This window comes from Cupriavidus gilardii (assembly GCF_013314895.1).
GTDB lineage: Bacteria > Pseudomonadota > Gammaproteobacteria > Burkholderiales > Burkholderiaceae > Cupriavidus > Cupriavidus gilardii_C.
Window position 1 is genome coordinate 32,680 of the sequence record NZ_JABTYE010000030.1, and the last position, 19,912, is coordinate 52,591.

Below are 19,912 nucleotides of genomic sequence, written 5' to 3' on the forward strand. Positions count from 1 at the left end.
CATCTTTCCACACGTCGCCCCGCGAACCCGGGACGACGGGGACGTTACTTCAGCGTCTTCAACCGGTTGCTGGCCGCCTGCGCACCTTCGGTGCCGGGGTACTTGGCCACCACCTGCTCCAGCGTCTTGCGCGCCGCCGCCTTCTGGTTCGATTCCAGCTGGTTGTTGGCGATCGCAATCATCGCGTCGGGCACCTTGGGGTGCGTCGGGCTGGCCTGGACCATGTTCTGCAGCACCGTGATCGAGCCGCGGTAGTCGCGCTGGGCGTACAGCGAATTGCCCAGCCAGTACTGCGCCAGCGGCAGATACGGGCTCTGCGGATACTTCTTGATGAAGGCCGAGAAATTGGCGCCGGCGCCCTTGAAGTCCCCGGTCTGGAACTGCTTGAGCGCGGCGTCGTACTCGGTCTTCTCGCCCGGCTGGGCCAGGCCCTGCTGGCCCTCCACGGTGACCTGCTGCGGCTCGAACTTCTTGAGCCGCGCGTCCAGGTCCGCGTAGTAGTCCTTCTGCTGGCGCTGCAGATTGGCAACCTCGTTCTGCAGCACCTCGTTCTGGCCCCGCAGCCGCGCCACTTCCTGGCGCAGCCCTTCGAGCTGGTTCTGGATATCGATCTGGGCGCGGCTGTTCTGGTCGATCCGCTGCGAGGCAGTGGCCTGGAAGCCATTGAACTGCTCTCGCAGCGTGATGATGGCGCGACGCGCCTCGTCATCGTCGAAGACACCGGCCTGCGCCTGGGCGACCGGCAACAGGCCGGCACAAACTGCGGCGACTAGCCACGACAGAGTAGAGACGCTTGCTTTCATGGATCGACTTTCTTCAGCGCGGAATCAATGGATCGAAACGAATCCAGACGGGTATCAATAGACGATATCGGCGCGGCGGTTCTCGGCCCACGACGCTTCGTCATGACCCAGCGCCTTGGGCTTTTCCTTGCCCAGGCTGACCGCTTCCATCTGGCTCTCGGGCACGCCCATGGTCGCCAGCGAACGGCGCACCGCCTCGGCACGCTTCTGGCCCAGCGCCAGGTTGTACTCGCTGGTACCGCGCTCGTCGGTGTTGCCCTGGATCAGGATGCGGCGGCTGCGGTTGCCCTGCAGGTACTTGGCGTGCTCGTTCAGCATGCCCTGGTATTCCGGCTTGACGCTGTAGCTGTCGAAGTCGAAGTAGACGCTGCGGCGGGCCAGCGGGCTGTTCGGGTCGTTCAGCGGGTCACGCGAGACGTCCACCGGCGCGACGGCGCGCGGATCGGTGGTCGAGGTGCCGCCGGTGCCGGCACCGGCCTTGGCGGAGTCGTCGAGCTTGACGCCCGACGAGCAGGCGCCGAGGGTCAGCAGAACGGCGATGGCGAGAGACTTGGTGATCATGTTGGACATGGTAGGAGGCTCCTGTTTCTGTTATTGCATGAAGGGTCCCCAGGACGGCTCGCGAACCTCGCCGGACTGGAGCGACAAAACCTGCTTGGTACGTCCATCGGTCGACACCGCCGCCAGCACCGCGCGACCGCCGACGCGAGTGGCGTAGAGAATGTACTTGCCGTTGGCCGCGAAGCTCGGCGCCTCGTCGTTGGCCGTATCGGTCAGCGCGGTGACATCGCCGCTGCCCAGGTCCATCAGTTGCAGCTTGAAACCGCCGCCGCGGCTAATGTACGCCAGCTGCTTGCCGTCCGGCGAGATCCGCGGGCTGACGTTGTAGTTGCCCTTGAAGGTCACGCGCTGAGCGGCGCCCGACTCTTCGCCGGCGGCCGGCATGCGGTAGATCTGCGGCGCGCCGCCGCGGTCGCTGGTGAAGTAGATATGGCGGCCGTCCGGCGAATACTGCGGCTCCGTATCGATCGCGCTGCTGCGGCTCAGGCGGCGCAGCCCCGAACCGTCGGCATTGACCTGATAGATCTGCGTATTGCCGTCGCGCGACAGCGCCAGTGCCAGATGGCGGCCGTCGGGCGACCATGCCGGGGCGCTGTTGTTGCCCTTCTGGTTCGACACCAGCGTGCGGCGGCCCGTGGCCAGGTCATGCACATAGACCACCGGCTTCTTCGCCTCGAACGAGACGTAGGCCACCTTGGCGCCGTCCGGCGACCACGACGGCGAGATGATCGGCTCGTTGCTGGTCAGCGCGACGCGCGAATTCTGGCCGTCGGAGTCGGAGATCAACAGCTGGAAGCGGTTGCCGACGCGCGAGACGTAGGACAGCCGGGTGGCGAACACGCCGCGCTCGCCCAGCAGCTTCTCGTAGATATAGTCGGCGATCTTGTGCGCGGTCACGCGCAACTGGTCCTGGCCGACGGTAAAGGCGAGGCCGCCCAGGCTGGCGCCCTTGACGGTGTCGTACAGACGGAAGCGGACCTCGTAGCGCCCGCCGCCGGCCGGCGTCACGCTGCCGGCGACGAAGGCGTCGGCGCCGCGGGTCTTCCAGCCGGCCAGGTCGACGTTGGCGGTCTCGGCCACGGTCGCGCCGGCCACGTCGACATTGCGGAAGCGCCCGCTGCGCTGCAGGTCGGCGCGGATGATCGCCGTCAGATTGGTCGGCGCCGCGCCTTCATTCTGGAAGTTGGCGACGGCGATCGGGAACTGGCTGGAGCCGACGCCCGAAATTTCGACGTTCAGCTGGGCGTGGGCCGTGCCCATCGTCAGCATCATGGCCAGCGCCATGGTGATCCAGGCCAGCACGGCCGAACGGCCGGTGCGCCGGTTGGGGAGGGTCGTGGCCGGGGTGCCGCGGCGGGCGTCGGTCGCCCGGCAGGCGAAGCCCCCATGGGCCGGACGGGCCAAATGAGCCAAAAGCGGGGCCAAAAGCGATCGCATGCTGCTCCTCTATCTAGATCGAGATCGTCAATCGATGCATCGGACGCGTCGGCAACGGCGCGCGGAGCGAGGCGCCGCCGGGCCGCGTCAGGCAACCGTGGATGGTAGCCAGCCGCCCGGCAGCCAGCGATCCCGGTTGCACTATGTTGCAAATCATACGCTTCCCCGCCTCAGTCCTTGGGCCGGAAAGTGATCGTGAAGCTCGACGGCGCCTTGCCGTTGTCGTCCCGCGGCAGCGGGTCGGAACGCTCGACCGCGCGCAGCACGGCGTTGTCCCAGGCCGAATTGCCGCTGGACTTGGACAGGCGGGCCGACAGCAGCGAGCCGTCCGGCGCCAGCGACACCGACACCACGGCGGTCGGATTGCCCTGCACGTCCTCGGTGAACACGATGTTCGGCTTGACCCGGCGGCGCACCTTGTCGGCGTAGCCCGGCGAGGCGCGGCCGCCCGAACCGGCGTTCTCCGACGTGCCGCCGCCCGAGCCGCTGCCGCCGGCCAGCGCCTTCAGGCGGGCCAGTTCGGCCTGGCGCTGCGCGTTGGCGGCGGCCTCGCGCTTGGCCCTGGCTTCCGCATCGGCCTTCGCTTTTGCCTTGGCCTCGGCGTCGGCCTTGGCCTTCTTCGCCTGCTCTTCCTTGCGCTCGGCCTGCTCCTTGCGCTTCTGCTCCTCGGCGCGCTGCTGCTCTTCCTTGCGCTGAGCTTCTTTCCGCTGTTCTTCCTTGCGCTGCTCTTCCTTGCGCTGCTCTTCCTTGCGCAGGGCTTCCTTGCGTTGTTCTTCCTTGCGCTGCGCCTCGCGGCGCTCGGCCGCTTCGCGTTCCTCGCGCTCCTGGCGCGCCTTCAGCTCGGCCTGCTTGCGCGCGGCCTCCCGCTGTTCGGCTTCGCGGCGCTTCTGGCGCTCGAGCGCGATGTCGGCGTCCTCTTCGGGCCTGGGCTGCGCCACGGGCGCAGGCGGCGCCGGGGTCGGCTGCGGCTGCGGGCGCGGCGCGGGCTCCGGGGCCGGGGTATCGGGGACTTCCTCCCACAGTTCGGCTTCGACGCCGGCCGGGGTGCTGATCTGCCAATTGACACCGTAGTACAGCACGATGGCCAGCAGCAGATGCATGAAGAGCGCCAGCAGGAAGGAGCGCAGCGTGCCGCGTTCCTTGACCGGCTGATACGGATAGGAGTCGGCGGTCTTCATGGGAAAGGCTAACGGCAAGGTTCCGGGCGACATCCGGTCGTCATCCAGCGGTTACTTGGACTTGACCATCAGGCCGACGCGCTTGACGCCATCGGCCTTCAGTTCGGACATCACGTCGAGCACCGCCTCGTACTTGACCGCACGGGCGGCGGCGATCACCACCGGCTGGTCCGGATTCTCGTTCTGGCGCTGGTGCACGAAATCCAGCAGGCCCTTGGTGTCGAGCTTGCGCTCGAACGAGGCGCCCTCGGGACTCTTGCCGCGCGCGGTCAACGTGCCGTCCTCGTGCACGGTGACGACGATGGGCGGCGTCTTCTGCTGCGGCGTGGCGTCGGCCACGGTCGGCAGGTCCACCACGGCGGGGCTGACGATCGGCGCCGCCACCATGAAGATGACGAGCAGAACCAGCATCACGTCGATGTACGGCACGACGTTGATGTCGGCGCTGGCCCGGCGGCGCGAGCCGCCGCGGCGCTGAATGGCTGCCATGCTGCGCTTCTCCTTGGCCTGGCCTTCAGCGGGTCTGCCGCTGCAGGATGTTGAGGAATTCTTCCATGAAGCTCTCGAAGCGGATCGCCAGACGGTCGATCTCGGTCGCGTAGCGGTTGTACGCGATCACCGCCGGAATCGCGGCGAACAGACCGATCGCGGTGGCCACCAGCGCTTCGGCAATGCCGGGGGCGACCGAGGCCAGCGTCGCCTGCTGGACGTTGGACAGGCCGCGGAAGGCGTTCATGATCCCCCAGACCGTGCCGAACAGACCGATGTAGGGGCTGACCGAGCCGACCGAGGCGAGGAACGGCAGGTGGGATTCGAGCACGTCCATCTCGCGCTGGTAGGCCGCCCGCATCGCGCGGCGGGCCGCGTCGAGCAGCGCGCCGGCGTCGTTGCTGCGCTCGCGCGCCTTCAGGTATTCGCCCATGCCCGATTCGAAGATCCGCTCGAGCGCGCCGGTGCTGTGCCGGTTGTTGGCCGCGCTGTGATACAGCGCCTGCAGATCGCCGCCCGCCCAGAAATCGCGCTCGAAGCCTTCGGTCTGGGTGCGCGCGGCGCGCAGCGCCATGTGCTTGCGGAAAATATAGGTCCAGGAAAACAGGGACATGACGACCAGCAAGGCCATCACGGCCTGCGCCAGGAAGCTGGCGTGCAGCACCAGCGTAAGGATCGACATGTCTTGCGTGACGGTCACGGGATTCATCGAGCGGTCTTGATGGTTGCGAGGACGGGTGCGGGAATCGGGGCCGGGCGGAAGCTGTCGCGGTCCACGCATCCCACCCGGATCGTGCCCGCGGCCAGCATCTGCGGCCCGCGCCACGCTTCCTGGGCGAATTGGACCGAGGCCGGCCCGACCCGTTCAATACGGGTGCGGATCTCCAGCAGATCGTCCAGCCGGGCGGGCGCATTGTATTCCACCGCCGTGCTGCGCACGACAAAGACCACGCCGGATTCGTCGGCGAGGGCCTGCTGCTCGATACCGAGCGCGCGCAGCCATTCGGTGCGCGCTCGTTCGAAAAACTTGAGGTAGTTCGCGTAGAACACCACCCCGCCGGCGTCCGTGTCTTCCCAGTAGACGCGCAGGGGCCATACGAAATTCGTCATGGCCGCGATTGTAACGGACGCAGGCGCGGCTTCGGTGTCACACGGCGTCCGACAACGCAACGCCGGCGCATCCTACAGACGAGCAGCCCCCTTCCAGCCCGCCAGGCCCCGCCACAAGCGGCCCCGCCGGCTTGCGGCAAGCCGGGGCCTCGCGTAAACTCCGGCCAACCATTCCACCTTGCGCGACTGGCGAAGTCAGTGGGTACTACCACGAGGAAGCGCAAGATCTCTGGCGCCAAGCCACCGGAAGCGGTCCGAAGCCAGCGCGCCGCGCCCGGCCTCGGTCCCTTGCGATAGCCGCCGCGCCTGCCGCTCGCCTGGGCCAGCGAATGGGAAGCAGGGTGCGCCCTGCGCCGCCAGCTCCGGGCCTCGTGCCCACGCCGGCGACGCGGTTCGCATGCGTCTTCCCCGCGCGCCCTACCGTCGTACCGTTCCCGTATCCTTCGGTAATCCGCCGTAATCGCGTCATTCGCGTCAACCGCCGACGTATTTCACCGATCCATCTACAGACGAGTTTCGCCATGTTCGAACGCAGCCGCTACACGATCGACCAGATCGATCCCGAACTCTGGTCCGCCATCCAGCAGGAAAATCAGCGCCAGGAAGACCATATCGAGCTGATCGCCTCCGAGAACTACACCTCGCCGGCCGTGATGGCCGCCCAGGGCTCGCAGCTGACCAACAAGTACGCCGAGGGCTATCCCGGCAAGCGCTATTACGGCGGCTGCGAATATGTCGACATCGTCGAGCAGCTGGCGATCGACCGCGTCAAGCAGCTGTTCGGCGCCGAAGCCGCCAACGTGCAGCCGAACTCGGGCTCGCAGGCCAACCAGGGCGTGTTCTTCGCCGTGCTCAAGCCGGGCGACACCATCATGGGCATGAGCCTGGCCGAAGGCGGTCACCTGACCCACGGCATGGCGCTGAACATGAGCGGCAAGTGGTTCAACGTGGTCAGCTACGGCCTGAACGCCGACGAGGACATCGACTACGGCGCGCTGGAAAAGCTGGCCCAGGAGAAGAAGCCGAAGCTGATCATCGCCGGCGCATCGGCCTTCTCGCTGCGCATCGACTTCGAGCGCATCGCCGCCGTCGCCAAGTCGGTCGGCGCCTATTTCATGGTCGACATGGCGCACTACGCGGGCCTGATCGCCGCGGGCGTCTACCCGAATCCGGTCCCGCACGCGGACTTCGTCACCACCACCACGCACAAGAGCCTGCGCGGCCCGCGCGGCGGCGTGATCCTGATGAAGGCCGAGCACGAGAAGGCCATCAATTCGGCGATCTTCCCCGGCATCCAGGGCGGCCCGCTGATGCACGTGATCGCCGGCAAGGCGGTCGCCTTCAAGGAAGCGCTGTCGCCCGAGTTCAAGGCGTATCAGCAGCAGGTCGTCAAGAACGCCCAGGCGCTGGCCGAAACGCTGATCGCGCGCGGCCTGCGCATCGTCTCGGGCCGCACCGAGAGCCATGTGATGCTGGTCGACCTGCGCGCCAAGCAGATCACCGGCAAGGAAGCCGAGAAGATCCTGGGCGACGCGCATATCACGGTCAACAAGAACGCGATCCCCAACGATCCGGAAAAGCCGTTCGTGACCTCGGGCATCCGCCTGGGTTCGCCGGCGATGACCACGCGCGGCTTCAAGGAAGAGGAAGCGCGCCAGGTCGCCAACCTGATCGCCGACGTGCTGGACAACCCGCACGATGCCGACAACATCGCGCGCGTGCGCGAGCAGGTCGCGGCGCTGACCAAGCGCTTCCCGGTCTACGGCTGATCGGCCGTCGCCGCGCGCCCCCGGTTCGCCGGGGGCGCGCGGCAGTCCAACTCCGCCCCCAGGTGGTCCGATGAAATGTCCCTTCTGCGGTCACTCCAATACCCAGGTGCTCGACACCCGCATGTCCGAGGAAGGCGATACCGTGCGTCGGCGCCGCCGTTGCGAGGCCTGCGACCGGCGCTTCACCACCTATGAGCGCATCGAGCTGTTCTTCCCGGCCATCGTCAAGAAGAACGGCAGCCGCGTCGATTACGCGCGCAGCAAGCTGAAGGATTCGATGCGGCTGGCCTTGCGCAAGCGGCCGGTGTCGGCCGAGGCCATCGACGAGGCGATCGCGCGCATCGAGGAAAAGCTGCTGGCGCTGGGGCAGAAGGAAATTCCGAGCAGCCAGGTCGGCGAACTGGTGATGCGCGAGCTGCGCAAGCTCGACAAGATCGCCTATATCCGTTTCGCTTCGGTCTATCGCAGCTTCGAGGACGTGTCGGAGTTCTCCGACGTGCTCGCCGAAGTCAGCTCGCCCAACGGCAAGCGCTGAGCGCTGAACACGATCGCCGCTGTTGCAATCCTTGTCGCATCCTCCACGGTCGGAAACCTTATTCGCGCTCGCTGACGATTAATCTGGTCCCCGCTTGTCACGCACAGGACCAGAGCGATGGATGCAATCCCTTCGGCGGCTTCCGGGCTGTCGACCGCTTCGGCGCCTTCCGGCGCCTCGAACACCGGCGCCCTTCCATGGCGCACGGTTTTTCGCGCCTGCCCTCCCCTGTGCTTGTCCAACCGCCCCTGGATACGCCTCCGCGGATATCTGCTGCTCGAATCGCTGGTAGCGCTGGCCTTGCTCGGCATCGGCCTGTTGCCGCTGGCCTGGCTCGGCCCCACCGCCCTGCAATGGTGGCGAGAGCCCTTGTTGATTGGCCAGGCACTGCGGCTCGCCGCCGAGGGCGCCGAACTCGCGGAGCTGGCAGGGCTCGCGGGACATGAAGCCGTACCCGATCCCGCCCGCTTGCCGGCGCTGGCGCAGCGTCCAGGCCTGCCATCGCCACGCTGGTGCGCGACGGTGCCGGCCGACGCGGCCCAGTCGAGCTGTCCCGCCGGCCAGCGCGTCGTCGTGGTCGGCCCGTTGCCTTCCACACCTGGCATACGCTTAGAAGCTGGGGACGCCCAACCTCGGACCGCGTTACGCGCCATCGCGCTGCGGTTGCGGCCATGATGGCGTCGATCGTAACGATCGCGATGGTCATGGCGCCGCGCGCCATCGCATCGACCGTCATCGTCAGCGCGGACCGGACGTGGCGCTGCGCCGCACCGGCCGGGTCGTCGCTGGTCGAGGTGATGGTCGGCTTGCTGCTCGGAATGCTGGCGACCGGGGCTGCGGTAACCACGTTCCACACCATGCGCACGGCCTATGTCATCGCCGCCGAGCAACGCGAACTGGAGCAGCGCGGCGGCGCCTTGCTGGAAACCGTCGCCACGCTGCTGCGCCATGCGGGTTGGCATCCGGCGCCCACCGCCGCGCTGCCCCCGCCGCTCATCGGCCGCGACGACTGCGGACAACCGGCTCTCGGAGACGCGCTGAACTGCGGCAAACCCGGCATCGCCGGCAGCGATGCGCTGTGGATCCGCTTCGGCGGTGACCATCCGTTCGGCGATCCGGCGATGCCCGACCGCTACCTGGCCGATTGCAGCGGATATCCCGTCGCGATCACGGTGCCCGCTGCCGCAACGGCGCCAGCCTCGTCGCCGCAGGCGCCGCGCTATCTGAGCGCCAATTTGTTGTACGTCGCCGACGGCGCGGACGGCGAGCCGCAATTGCTGTGTCGCTACCCCGGTCGCAGCGACGGCGGTACCGGGTACAACACGTGGAGCACGGGCGCGCTGGCCCGCGGTGTCGAGACGCTGCAGCTGCGCTACGGCGTCGATCGCGATGGCGACGGCCGCGTCGACTCCGTGATGCGCGCCAGCGAGCTGAACGTCGACGGGCCGGCTGCCTGGCGCAAGGTGTTGGCGGTACAGATCGCACTGGTGCTGCGCACCGGGGCCGGCGTGGGCGGCTCGCCAGCCTCGCCGCTTGCCCTGCTGCCGGCGCGCACGGCGGGCGAGCAAGGCGACGACATCGCGTTCGTGCCGCGCACGCGGCCTGCCGCTTTGCGGCGCGTCTTCGCCACCACGGTATGGCTGCGCAATGCGCCGTTCTGCGCAGAGTCATCATGCTGACAACCATTGACGGGGCGATGCCGCCGCATCGTGCTGGCGGTGCCATTACGCTGATCTCCGTGGTGGTGATGTCGACGCTGACCCTGGCGCTGGCAGGCGCGCTGTTCGTGCTGCTGCTCGCGGGACATCAGGCGATCGGACAGCGGCTCGAACGCGAGATCGCGTTCCGCGGCGCCGAAACCGCGCTATTCGATGGCGAGCGCGATCTGTCGCGTGCCACGGCGGCGTCCGGCACCGGCGCGGCATCGACCGCTTCCACCGGCCGCTTCGCCTCATGGCCTGCGCCCGGGCATTGCGGCACGCAGGCGCAGCGCGGCCTGTGCAGCCCGGCGGCGGGCCAGCCGCCGCCGTGGCGCGCCTGGATGGACGGCGTCCTGTTTGCCAACGACATCGGCATACCGATCGGCAGCGTGACCGGCGCCACCTTGCCGCCGATTCCACCGGAGATGGCGGGGACGACCATCGTGCCGCGCTATCTGATCGAACGCCTGCCACTGCCGACCGTCGGCGGGTCATCGCCCGCTGGTTCCCCCGCTGGTGCGCCCCCGCAGCGCTATCGCATCACCGCACTCGGTCAGGGCCGCGATCCCGCCACCCGGGTCGTGTTGCAGACCGAATGGATCGATCCGTCGCCACGCCCTGCAGCGCCGAGCCAGCCCGGACGCGGCCGAGTCGGTCGCGTGAGCTGGCGCGAGCTCGTCCCGCCATTTTGAACATGAGCGCCAACCGCGCCGCCTTCACGCTGATCGAGCTCCTGATCGCGATCGTCATCGCCGCCATCGTCGCCGGCATCGCGGCCACCAGCTGGCATCGCCACGTGCAACGCAGCTGGCGGGCGCAAGCACGCACCGCGATGATCGCGGCGATGCTCGAATTGCAGCGCCACGCGATGGCTCGCGGCAGCTTCGCCGACGACAGCGGCAACCGTCCGGCCGGACGCTGGCCACAGTGGGTGCCTGCGCCGCCAGCGCGTCCGCACTACCGGCTTGCGGCGCTGCCCTGCACCGATGCCGGCCAGCGCGACGCGGACATCGGCCGTTGCATCGAACTGCACGCCGTGCCCCAATGGCCCGACCCCGCTTGCGGCACGCTGATCCTGCGCAGCAGCGGAGCGTGGCTGGTGGAATCGACGGACACGGCCGGCCCGGCACCATGGCCGGACGGCTGTTGAAGGCGCCCTGCGGTGCTGCCCGACCGCGCCGCGAGAACATGGCGGGCGCCTCGCTGATCGAATGGCTCGCCGCGATGGCGATCACGGCGACGCTGGCCGCCTCCGGCTACCCGTCCTATCGCGACGCGCTGGAGCGCCAGCAGGTCCGCCTGGCGGCCGATCTGCTGGCGGCATCGATCGAAGCGGCGCGCGAATTCGCGCTGGCCAGGCGCAGCACCGTCCTGCTGGCGCCGCCGTCCGGCGCGGCGGACTTCTCGCGCGGCTGGCGCATCGTCGCAAGCGAGGCCGACGACGCGCCGCCGCTATCTGCGGTGGGCCTCGGCGCCGCCTGCCTGCGCGTCGCGCTGCGCGCCACCGATGGCAGCCGCGCGCTGCGTCTGGCTCCTGTGGGATACTCTCGGTCGGAACGTGGCGGCTTCTATGCCGCCACCTTTACCCTGCGCTGCGGCCGCGCCCAACGTCAGGTCAGGCTCGGCGCGCTGGGCCGCTTGCGCATCTGTACGCCCGAACAGGACGCCGACTGCGACAGCCGGCCCGGCGCCGAGCCCTGAGCCGGGCCTGAGCTGAACCGGCCACGGACTGCGGCCCGGCACGTTCGATCGAATTACCCGGCCCGCCACGCCAGTCAAGACAACCGGCAGGAAACCGCCCACTCATGTTCTCCGATACCGATCACGCCGCCATGCAGCAGGCCCTCGCGCTCGCCGCGCGGGGCATGTTCATCACCACGCCGAATCCGCGCGTGGGCTGTGTGCTGACCAAGGGCGGCAAGGTGATCGGGGAAGGCTATACGCAGCCCGCGGGCCAGGACCATGCGGAGATCCAGGCGCTGAAGAACGCCGCGGCGCGCGGCATCGATCCCGCCGGCGCCACCGCCTACGTCACGCTCGAACCATGCAGCCATTTCGGCCGCACGCCGCCGTGCGCCGATGCGCTGGTGCGTGCCGGCGTCAAGCGCGTGGTCGCGGCGATGGAGGATCCGAATCCCGCGGTATCGGGACGGGGCCTGCAGCGGCTGCGCGATGCCGGCATCGACGTGCGCTGCGGCCTGCTGGAAAAGGAGGCGCGCGACCTGAATATCGGCTTCGTCTCGCGCATGACGCGCGGCCTGCCCTGGGTCCGCGTCAAGGTCGCGGCATCGCTCGATGGCGGCACCGCGCTGCACGACGGCACCAGCCAGTGGATCACCGGCCAGGCCGCGCGCGACGACGGCCATGCCTGGCGGGCCCGCGCCTGCGCGATCCTGACCGGCATCGGCACGGTGCGCGACGACGACCCCCAGCTGACCGTGCGCGCCATCGACACGCCGCGCCAGCCCCAGCGCGTGCTGATCGACTCGCGCCTCGAGGTCCCGCTCGATGCCCGCATGCTGACGCCGGACACCGGCGAGTTCGCCAAACCCGTGCTGGTGTTCTGCGCGATCGACGATCGCGCGCGCCGCACCGCGCTGGAGGCGCGCGGCGCCGAAGTGGTGGTGCTGCCGAACGCCTACGGCAAGGTCGAGCTGCGCCGCATGCTGGAAGAGCTGGGCCGGCGCGGCATCAACGAGCTGCACGTCGAAGCCGGCTTCAAGCTCAACGGCTCGCTGATCCGCGAAGGCTGCGCCGACGAACTGCTGGTCTATCTGGCGCCCCGGCTGCTCGGCGACGCGCAGGGCATGTTCAACCTGCCGCCGCTGGCCCGCCTGCAGGATGCGCCGGCCTTCCGCTGGCACGATGTGCGGCAGATCGGCGACGACCTGCGGCTGATCGCGCGGCGCCATCCGGCCGGCTGATCGGCACGGCCCTCGCACCGGACTGCCCGCATGCCGCTTTCCTCTACCCCTTCGATTTCCTTCTCTGCTGACCAGACCATGTTTACTGGCATTGTGGCGGCCGTCGGCCGCATCGACTCCGTGACGCCGCTGGGCGACCAGAACACCGAGAACGCCGGCGTCCGCCTGCAAATCGACGCCGGCGGCCTCGATCTGTCCGACGTCCAGATCGGCGACAGCATCGCGATCCAGGGCGCCTGCATGACCGTGGTGGCGCTGCGGCCCGGTCGTTTCGACGTCGAGGTTTCGCGCGAGTCGCTGGACAAGACCACCGGCCTGGCGCAGCCCGGCCGCGTCAATCTGGAGAAGGCGCTGCGGCTCGCGGACCGGCTGGGCGGCCATCTGGTGTCCGGCCATGTCGACGGTCTCGGCGAGGTCACCCATTTCGCCCCGGTCGGCGAATCGCACGAGTTGCGCATCCGGGCGCCGCGGGAGCTGGCGCGCTATCTGGCGTACAAGGGCTCGGTGGTGGTCAACGGCGTCTCGCTGACCGTCAACCGCGTGGCCGACCAGGCGGACGGCTGCGAATTCTCGATCAACCTGATTCCCCATACGATCGAGGTGACCACGCTGCAGGACCTGCGTCCCGGCGCGAAGGTCAATCTGGAGATCGACCTGATCGCGCGCTACGTGGAACGGATGCTGAGCGCCGAGGGCAAGGCGGGCTGAAACCCGTCGGCGGGCCCGCACAGGCCCGCCGGACCCGGATTCGACCCGGTCCAGCCTCCGGGTCCAGCCTCCGGGTCCATCCCCCGGCTCGATCCCCGGGCTCGATCCCCGGGCTCGATCCCCGGATCCATCCCCGGATCCATCCCCGCGTCCATCCCCACCGTGCGGCTCGGCCAAGCAGCCCCCGGGCGCCCCTTGCCCCCGGCCCGCATCGCGTACAATGCCGGGTTAAACCGCGCGCCGCCCCGGCGCGCCGCAGTCGCCTCACGGGCATCGCCCCGGGGCCGCCCCCGCCAGACTTTCCTTTGCCTACCTCATGACGATCGCCCCAACCGAAGACATCATTGCCGAGATCCGTGCCGGCCGCATGGTCATCCTGGTCGACGAGGAAGACCGCGAGAACGAGGGCGATCTGGTGCTGGCGGCCGATTTCGTCACGCCCGAGGCCATCAACTTCATGGCCAAGTACGGCCGCGGCCTGATCTGCCTGACGCTGACGCCGGAACGCTGCCGCCAGCTGGACCTGCATCCGATGGTGAGCCGCAACGGCACCCCGCACGGCACCGCGTTCACCGTGTCGATCGAGGCGGCCGAGGGCGTCACCACCGGCATTTCGGCGGCCGACCGCGCCCGTACCGTGCAGGCCGCCGTTGCCCGCGACGCCAAGCCCAGCGATCTGGTCCAGCCCGGCCACATCTTTCCGCTGACCGCCCAGCCCGGCGGCGTGCTGATGCGCGCCGGACACACGGAAGCGGGCTGCGACCTGGCCGCGCTGGCCGGCGTGACACCGGCCGCGGTGATCTGCGAAATCATGAAGGACGACGGCACCATGGCGCGGTTGCCGGACCTGATCGAATTCGCCGAGCTGCACGGCCTGAAGATCGGCACCATCGCGGACCTGATTCACTACCGCAGCCGCACCGAATGCATCGTCGACCGCGTCGGCGAGCGCACCATGCAGACGCCGTACGGCACCTTCCGCAGCATCGCCTACCGCGACACGCCGAGCGGCCAGGCCCATCTGGCGCTGATCAAGGGCGAGCCGCAGCGCGACCGGGAAACGCTGGTGCGCGTGCACGAGCCGCTGTCGGTGCTGGACCTGCTCGAAGTCTCCCGCACCACCCACTCGTGGACCGTGCCGGCCTCGCTGGAGGCGATCGGCGCGGCCGACAGCGGCGTGATGGTGCTGCTGAACTGCGGCGACAGCGCCGAGCGGCTGTTCGCGCAATTCAGCGCGCTGGACGAACCGCAGACCCGCGCCCCGCGCAAGCCGGACCTGCGCACCTACGGCATCGGCGCGCAGATCCTGCGCGATGTCGGCGTCGGCAAGATGCGCGTGCTGGCCTCGCCGCGCAAGATGCCCAGCATGACCGGCTACGATCTCGAAGTGACCGGCTACCAGCCGATGAACGGCGACGACGACTAAGCGCCCCTGACACTACCCGATACCGGGGGCCGCCCCACCCTGGCGCGGCCCCCCACCGAACCCTGGAGAACGATATGGATCACGGTTTCTACCCGAGCAACCTCGACGGCGAAGGCCTGCGCATCGGCATCGTGCAGGCGCGGTTCAACGAGCCGGTCTGCGACGAACTGCGCGAAGCCTGCCTGGCCGAGCTGGAAAAGCTCGGCATCGAAGGCGAAGACACCCTGGTGGTGACGGTGCCCGGCGCACTGGAAGTTCCGCTGGCGCTGCAAAAGATGGCCGAGAGCGGCCAGTTCGATGCGCTGATCGCGCTGGGCGCCGTGGTGCGCGGCGAGACCTACCACTTCGAGCTGGTGTCGAACGAGTCGGGCGCGGGCATCACGCGCGTCGGCCTGGACTTCAACCTGCCGATCGCCAACGGCATCCTGACCGTCGATACGGACGCGCAAGCCCATGCCCGCACCCGTGAGAAGGGCCGCGACTGCGCCCGTGCCGCGGTGGAGATGGCCAACCTGGTGGCAGCGCTCGATTCGCTGCGCGGCCAGGACGACGAGGACGAGGACGACGATGAGTGATGCAGCACAGGGCGGCAAGCCTGCCGCCAAGTCCGGCCGCTCCGACGCCAAGGCGCCGCCCAAGAGCGCGCGCCGCCGTTCGCGCGAACTGGCGCTGCAGGGCCTGTATCAGTGGCTGCTGAACCGCAACGACATCGGCGCGATCCAGGCCCATCTGCACGACGCCCAGGGCTTCAACAAGGCCGACCGCGAGCATTTCGACGCGCTGCTCAATGGTGCCGTGCGCGAGGAAGAACGGCTGACCGCCGCCTTCTCGCCGTTCCTGGACCGCACCGTCGAGGAGCTGTCGCCGGTCGAGCGGGCCGCGCTGCTGATCGGCAGCTATGAGCTGGTGCACTGCATCGATATCCCGTACAAGGTCGTCATCAACGAGGCCGTCGAGCTGACCAAGACCTTCGGCGGCGTCGAGGGCTACAAGTACGTCAACGGCGTGCTCGACAAGGTCGCCGCCCAGGTGCGCGCCACCGAGGTCGCGGCCCGACGCTGACCGGCGCCCTGCCCCGCGGCACGCGCCGGACCGACACCCGCCCAGGCGGGTGTTTTCATTTCGGGCGATGATCGCGTACCGCGCCGTGTGCCGCGCCGTTTGCCGCGCCGTTTGCCGCGCTGATTGCCGCGCCGTTTGCCGCGCGCCGTTTTCCCCCGACATCGACAACAACGACTCCGAATCCTCTTTCCCGCCATGGACCCACAGCGCCTCGCCACCGCCTCCCGCCTCGCCAATATCCGCGCCTTCCACGTGATGGAGCTCGCCAAGCAGGCGGCCGAACTCGAACGCGCCGGCCGGAACATCATCCATATGGGCATCGGCGAGCCCGACTTCACCGCGGCCGAGCCGGTGGTACGCGCGGCGGAAGCGGCGATGCGTCGTGGCGTGACCCAATACACCGGCGCGCTGGGCATCCACGCGCTGCGCGAGGCCATCGCCGGCTATTACAAGACTGCCTACGGGCTCGATATCCCGGCCCGGCGCGTGATCGTCACCGCCGGCGCCTCGGGCGCGCTGCTGCTGGCCTGCGCGGTGCTGGTGGAGATCGGTGCCGAGGTGCTGATGCCCGACCCGAGCTATCCGTGCAACCGGCATTTCGTCGCGGCCTTCGACGGCGTCGCCCGGATGATCCCCAGCGGCCCGCAGGCGCGCTTCCAGCTGACCGCCGACCAGGTGCGCGAACATTGGGGCGATCAAACCCGCGGCGTGCTGCTGGCCTCGCCGTCGAACCCGACCGGCACGTCGATCCTGCCGGACGAGCTGGCGGGCATCCTCGCCGAGGTGCGCCGGCGCCGGGGTTTCGCCATCGTCGACGAGATCTATCAGGGGCTGTCGTACGACGGCGCGCCCGTATCGGCGCTGTCGCTGGACGACAATGCCGTCACCGTCAACAGCTTCTCCAAATACTTCAACATGACGGGCTGGCGGCTGGGCTGGCTGGTGGTGCCGGACGCGCTGGTCGCCGACTTCGAGAAGGTCGCGCAGAACCTGTTCATCTGCGCCTCCGCGGTGGCGCAGCACGCCGCGCTGGCCTGCTTCACGCCCGAGGCGCTGGCGATCTACGACGGGCGCAAGGCCGAGTTCCAGCGCCGCCGCGACGCCATCGTGCCGGCCCTCGAAGCGCTGGGTTTCCGCGTACCGGTCAAACCCGATGGCGCCTTCTATGTCTACGCCGATTGCCGGGGCGTGCAGCACCCGGCCGCCGGCGATTCGGACCGGCTGACGCAGGCGATGCTGCACGAGGCCGGCGTGGTGCTCGTGCCCGGGCTCGATTTCGGCCCGCATACCGCGCGCGAGTACATCCGCATCTCGTACGCCACGTCGATGGCCCACATCGACGAGGCGATGCGGCGGCTGGGCAAGCTGTTCGGGCAATAGAGATCGCGATAGCGCAATCGGCGGCCATCGCCGCGGCCCACCAAAACGAAAGCGGCGCAGCCAATCAGGCTGCGCCGCTTTTCTTTTCGCGCTGCGCGGACAAGCCGCGCGGGAATCCAACCGAGGAATCCGTCCTAGGAATCCGACCGGGATCAGGCCTTGCGAGGCGTCTGCGCCGCCTCGAGCTCGAGGCTGTCCTGCGGCTCCGGCGTATGCTCGGCCTGCGTCTTGGTCGACGACGGCCCCGGCAGTGACTCGATCACGTCCGGCTTGGCCGCCGGCGCGTTGCCGCGGACGCCCAGCACCTGGCGCAGCCGTGCGCGCTCGGCCAGCACCTTGGCGCCATAACCGCCATCGGTCGCCGTGGTGGCCCCGACGTAGTACTTCAGGCCCCCTTCGATCGAACCGGCGCGGGCGATGCAATCCTTCAGCACCAGCGCACCGATCTTGATGTTGGCGTACGGATTGAGCGCGGCCGCGACGCCGCCGACGTGCTCGTACTTGTCCTGGTGGACCTTGGTCATCACCTGCATCAGGCCCTGCGCGCCCACGCCGCTCTCCGCGTACGGATTGAAGCTGGACTCGATCGCGATCACGCCCAGGATCAGCAGCGGATCGATGCCAACCTCGCGGCCGGTCAGATACGCGGCCTTGACCAGCTGCGCGGTCGCCTGTGCGGCCACGCGGTACTTGCGCGCGATGTACTCGGCCACGGCGGCCTGTTCGCGGGCGCTGGCCAGCGTGCTGCTGTATCGCGCGTCCAGGGCCACGCGCTGGGCCGGAATACGGGCCGCCAGATGGGCGACCGACGGCACCTTCGACTGGCTGGCATTGGCCCACTCGCCAACGCCCGAGACGGTCGGCAGGCCGGCCGTGGCGGCCGTCGCTACCGGCGAGGCAGCGGCGCCGCCGGCCGGCACCTTGACCGCCGGCAGCAGCTTGGCTGCTGCCACGTCGGCCGTGCTGGCATGCGCCGGCGCCGACGCGGTCGCCGCCTGCAGCAGAATCGCAGGCGCTTCGTCGCCGGCCAGCATGCCGGCCAGCGCGGTGCGCCATTCCTGGCTGACCGACAGCGAAATACCGGCCACCACTGCGATCAGACCGGCGCTGTTCAGCGCGTACTTCAAGGTTGCACGACCGCTGCGCAACGCGCGGCCTGCGACCGGATGCGCGAGACGAACCTGCAGGGCACGCCGCACACCGGGAACCGGTTGCCTGAAGCGGACCTGCAACGCCCGCCCGACACCGGGAAGATGAAGGGTTTTCCAACCACTCATGCTTACCTCCATGCGCCGCCGTCTCCCGGTCCTGCAGGGCATTCGCCCACGCATCACCGTCCTCTGGCAACGTAGTCAAGTAAGGACACCGCACCGCCTTGCAGGGGCGACCGGCATCTGTTGTTGGTGGGCGCTCCCCAAGCGCCCAGCGATTAGCAGAGGAGGCTCTTGGGGTAGCCTGCCCTGCTGCGAAGACTCAAGACGCGCCGGTCAGTGCCGGCGGTGATCGGAGGGACCTCCCTTGTAGCGGTCCGCTCTGGTTGATCCAACATGGTGATCTGCGTTACACCCCTTGACAGGATCGAGAAGTTCGTTGTTGCAACGCAGCACACCTTTGAGCAGACGCGATTGTAAAAACCGTTTTATATCGAGTCAAGAATTAAGGAACGAAAAATCATTCCTTTCCGTTATAACGAAACCCCGCTATCGTGGGGTCAAGGAATCACTCGACCGGTCGCAATCGCAGTGCTGGCCTAGGTTGTCGGGCCCGGCCCGTCCGCCTGCCTTTGAAAAAAACTTACAATTTGCCGGTACGCTGTAGCGCAAAATTTTTCTCGCGGCGCGGTCGAACAGGGACCGTACTGCACTCCAATCCGCTCTCCGACGAGCGTGGCGCCATCGCCCCGCCCCTCGCCAAACGACAAATTCCTGATGCAATACAAAGACTTGCGCGATTTCATCGGTCAACTCGAACAGCAAGGCGAGTTGCGGCGCATTGCGACGCCAGTGTCGCCGGACCTCGAAATGACCGAGATCTGCGATCGGCTGCTGCGGGCCGAAGGTCCGGCGGTGCTGTTCGAGAGGCCCACACGGACCGCGACCGCAGGCGACACCACGGCAGCTCCTGGGGCGATTTTCGACACGCCGGTGCTGGCCAATCTGTTCGGCACCCCACGCAGGGTCGCATTGGGCATGGGCGCGGAATCGCTGGCCGATCTGCGCGACATCGGGCGCGTGCTGTCGGCGCTGAAGGAACCCGAGCCGCCGCGCGGACTGCGCGAGGCCGGCAAGCTGTTCACGCTGGTCAAGTCGGTCTGGGACATGGCGCCGAAGAAGGTCTCCAGCCCCGCCTGCCAGGAGATCGTCTGGGAAGGCCATGACGTCGATCTGACGCGCCTGCCGATCCAGACCTGCTGGCCCGGCGACGCCGCGCCACTGATCACCTGGGGGCTGGTGGTAACCAAAGGCCCGCACAAGAAGCGGCAGAACCTGGGCATCTACCGTCAGCAGGTGATCGGCCGCAATCAGGTCATCATGCGCTGGCTCGCCCACCGCGGCGGCGCGCTGGATTTCCGCGAGCATGCGCTCGCACATCCGGGCAAGCCGTTTCCGATCGCGGTCGCGCTCGGCGCCGATCCGGCCACGATGCTTGGCGCGGTCACGCCGGTGCCCGATACGCTGTCCGAATACCAGTTCGCCGGCCTGCTGCGCGGCAGTCGTACCGCGCTGGCCGGATGCCTGACGCCGACGCTGTCCGAGCTGAGCGTGCCGGCCTCTGCCGAGATCGTGCTGGAGGGCCATATCCAGCCCGACCCAACCCACCCGTCCGGCTA

22 protein-coding genes are annotated in these 19,912 nt (G+C 68.5%); 14 read left to right on the plus strand and 8 right to left on the minus strand.

Going from position 1 to position 19,912, the window contains the following annotated elements:
- Positions 1–44: 44 nt before the first annotated feature.
- The 7 genes from ybgF to ybgC form a co-directional block, all read right to left on the minus strand.
- Complete coding sequence (gene ybgF, locus HTY53_RS22190; RefSeq protein ID WP_174108781.1) at positions 45–803, minus strand: tol-pal system protein YbgF; 759 nt, start codon at positions 801–803, stop codon at positions 45–47.
- A 54-nt stretch (positions 804–857) separates the two neighbouring features.
- Positions 858–1,364 (minus strand): peptidoglycan-associated lipoprotein Pal, encoded by a 507-nt coding sequence (gene pal / locus HTY53_RS22195; RefSeq protein WP_149318008.1) that lies wholly within the window; start codon positions 1,362–1,364, stop codon positions 858–860.
- Positions 1,365–1,394: 30 nt separating this feature from the next.
- Complete coding sequence (gene tolB / locus HTY53_RS22200) at positions 1,395–2,648, minus strand: Tol-Pal system beta propeller repeat protein TolB (protein WP_174108799.1); 1,254 nt, start codon at positions 2,646–2,648, stop codon at positions 1,395–1,397.
- Between the two features lie 323 nt (positions 2,649–2,971).
- Entirely contained in the window at positions 2,972–3,979 is a 1,008-nt protein-coding gene (gene tolA, locus HTY53_RS22205) for a cell envelope integrity protein TolA (protein WP_174108783.1), read from the minus strand.
- 51 nt (positions 3,980–4,030) lie between these two features.
- A complete protein-coding gene (gene tolR / locus HTY53_RS22210) occupies positions 4,031–4,468 on the minus strand; it encodes a protein TolR (protein WP_149317785.1) in 438 nt (145 codons plus the stop codon).
- 25 nt (positions 4,469–4,493) lie between these two features.
- Positions 4,494–5,177 carry a protein TolQ gene (gene tolQ, locus HTY53_RS22215; protein ID WP_174108784.1) on the minus strand — a complete coding sequence of 228 codons (684 nt, stop codon included), beginning with the start codon at positions 5,175–5,177 and terminating at the stop codon, positions 4,494–4,496.
- Complete coding sequence (ybgC, locus tag HTY53_RS22220) at positions 5,174–5,578, minus strand: tol-pal system-associated acyl-CoA thioesterase (protein WP_174108785.1); 405 nt, start codon at positions 5,576–5,578, stop codon at positions 5,174–5,176. The genes tolQ and ybgC overlap by 4 nt, the downstream gene beginning before the upstream one ends.
- A gap of 521 nt (positions 5,579–6,099) precedes the next feature.
- Here ybgC and glyA point away from each other — a divergent pair.
- The 13 genes from glyA to HTY53_RS22285 all read left to right on the plus strand — a co-directional run bounded on the left by glyA (position 6,100) and on the right by HTY53_RS22285 (position 17,082).
- Positions 6,100–7,347 carry a serine hydroxymethyltransferase gene (glyA, locus tag HTY53_RS22225; protein ID WP_174108786.1) on the plus strand — a complete coding sequence of 416 codons (1,248 nt, stop codon included), beginning with the start codon at positions 6,100–6,102 and terminating at the stop codon, positions 7,345–7,347.
- A 70-nt stretch (positions 7,348–7,417) separates the two neighbouring features.
- Positions 7,418–7,882, plus strand: a complete 465-nt coding sequence (gene nrdR, locus HTY53_RS22230; RefSeq protein ID WP_053821213.1) for a transcriptional regulator NrdR — start codon at positions 7,418–7,420, stop codon at positions 7,880–7,882.
- 117 nt (positions 7,883–7,999) lie between these two features.
- Positions 8,000–8,557 carry a hypothetical protein gene (locus HTY53_RS22235; RefSeq protein ID WP_174108787.1) on the plus strand — a complete coding sequence of 186 codons (558 nt, stop codon included), beginning with the start codon at positions 8,000–8,002 and terminating at the stop codon, positions 8,555–8,557.
- Positions 8,554–9,561 carry a PilW family protein gene (locus HTY53_RS22240; protein WP_254600072.1) on the plus strand — a complete coding sequence of 336 codons (1,008 nt, stop codon included), beginning with the start codon at positions 8,554–8,556 and terminating at the stop codon, positions 9,559–9,561. Before HTY53_RS22235 ends, HTY53_RS22240 begins: the two co-directional genes overlap by 4 nt.
- Entirely contained in the window at positions 9,555–10,274 is a 720-nt protein-coding gene (locus HTY53_RS22245) for a pilus assembly protein (RefSeq protein WP_174108788.1), read from the plus strand. The genes HTY53_RS22240 and HTY53_RS22245 overlap by 7 nt, the downstream gene beginning before the upstream one ends.
- Positions 10,275–10,276: 2 nt before the next feature.
- Positions 10,277–10,732: a type IV pilin protein gene (locus tag HTY53_RS22250; protein WP_174108789.1), complete on the plus strand. Its 456-nt coding sequence runs from the start codon at positions 10,277–10,279 to the stop codon at positions 10,730–10,732.
- On the plus strand, positions 10,675–11,283 hold the full coding sequence (locus HTY53_RS22255; RefSeq protein ID WP_238510700.1) for a GspH/FimT family pseudopilin: 609 nt from the start codon (positions 10,675–10,677) through the stop codon (positions 11,281–11,283). The genes HTY53_RS22250 and HTY53_RS22255 overlap by 58 nt, the downstream gene beginning before the upstream one ends.
- Before the next feature lie 104 nt (positions 11,284–11,387).
- Positions 11,388–12,506, plus strand: coding sequence for a bifunctional diaminohydroxyphosphoribosylaminopyrimidine deaminase/5-amino-6-(5-phosphoribosylamino)uracil reductase RibD (gene ribD / locus HTY53_RS22260; protein ID WP_174108790.1), 1,119 nt, complete (start codon positions 11,388–11,390; stop codon positions 12,504–12,506).
- A 78-nt stretch (positions 12,507–12,584) separates the two neighbouring features.
- Entirely contained in the window at positions 12,585–13,214 is a 630-nt protein-coding gene (locus tag HTY53_RS22265) for a riboflavin synthase (protein ID WP_174108791.1), read from the plus strand.
- A gap of 316 nt (positions 13,215–13,530) precedes the next feature.
- A complete protein-coding gene (gene ribBA, locus HTY53_RS22270) occupies positions 13,531–14,640 on the plus strand; it encodes a bifunctional 3,4-dihydroxy-2-butanone-4-phosphate synthase/GTP cyclohydrolase II (protein WP_174108792.1) in 1,110 nt (369 codons plus the stop codon).
- A 74-nt stretch (positions 14,641–14,714) separates the two neighbouring features.
- Complete coding sequence (gene ribH, locus HTY53_RS22275; protein ID WP_053821206.1) at positions 14,715–15,215, plus strand: 6,7-dimethyl-8-ribityllumazine synthase; 501 nt, start codon at positions 14,715–14,717, stop codon at positions 15,213–15,215.
- On the plus strand, positions 15,208–15,702 hold the full coding sequence (gene nusB / locus HTY53_RS22280) for a transcription antitermination factor NusB (RefSeq protein WP_149317773.1): 495 nt from the start codon (positions 15,208–15,210) through the stop codon (positions 15,700–15,702). The genes ribH and nusB overlap by 8 nt, the downstream gene beginning before the upstream one ends.
- A 195-nt stretch (positions 15,703–15,897) precedes the next feature.
- On the plus strand, positions 15,898–17,082 hold the full coding sequence (locus HTY53_RS22285) for a pyridoxal phosphate-dependent aminotransferase (protein WP_174108793.1): 1,185 nt from the start codon (positions 15,898–15,900) through the stop codon (positions 17,080–17,082).
- Between the two features lie 152 nt (positions 17,083–17,234).
- Here the strand turns inward: HTY53_RS22285 and HTY53_RS22290 are convergent, their stop codons facing one another.
- On the minus strand, positions 17,235–18,359 hold the full coding sequence (locus HTY53_RS22290; protein ID WP_174108794.1) for a lytic transglycosylase domain-containing protein: 1,125 nt from the start codon (positions 18,357–18,359) through the stop codon (positions 17,235–17,237).
- A gap of 651 nt (positions 18,360–19,010) precedes the next feature.
- Between HTY53_RS22290 and HTY53_RS22295 the strand changes: the two genes are divergently transcribed.
- Positions 19,011–19,912, plus strand: a 902-nt coding sequence (locus HTY53_RS22295) for a UbiD family decarboxylase (RefSeq protein WP_174108795.1), incomplete at its 3' end; no start/stop codon positions are given.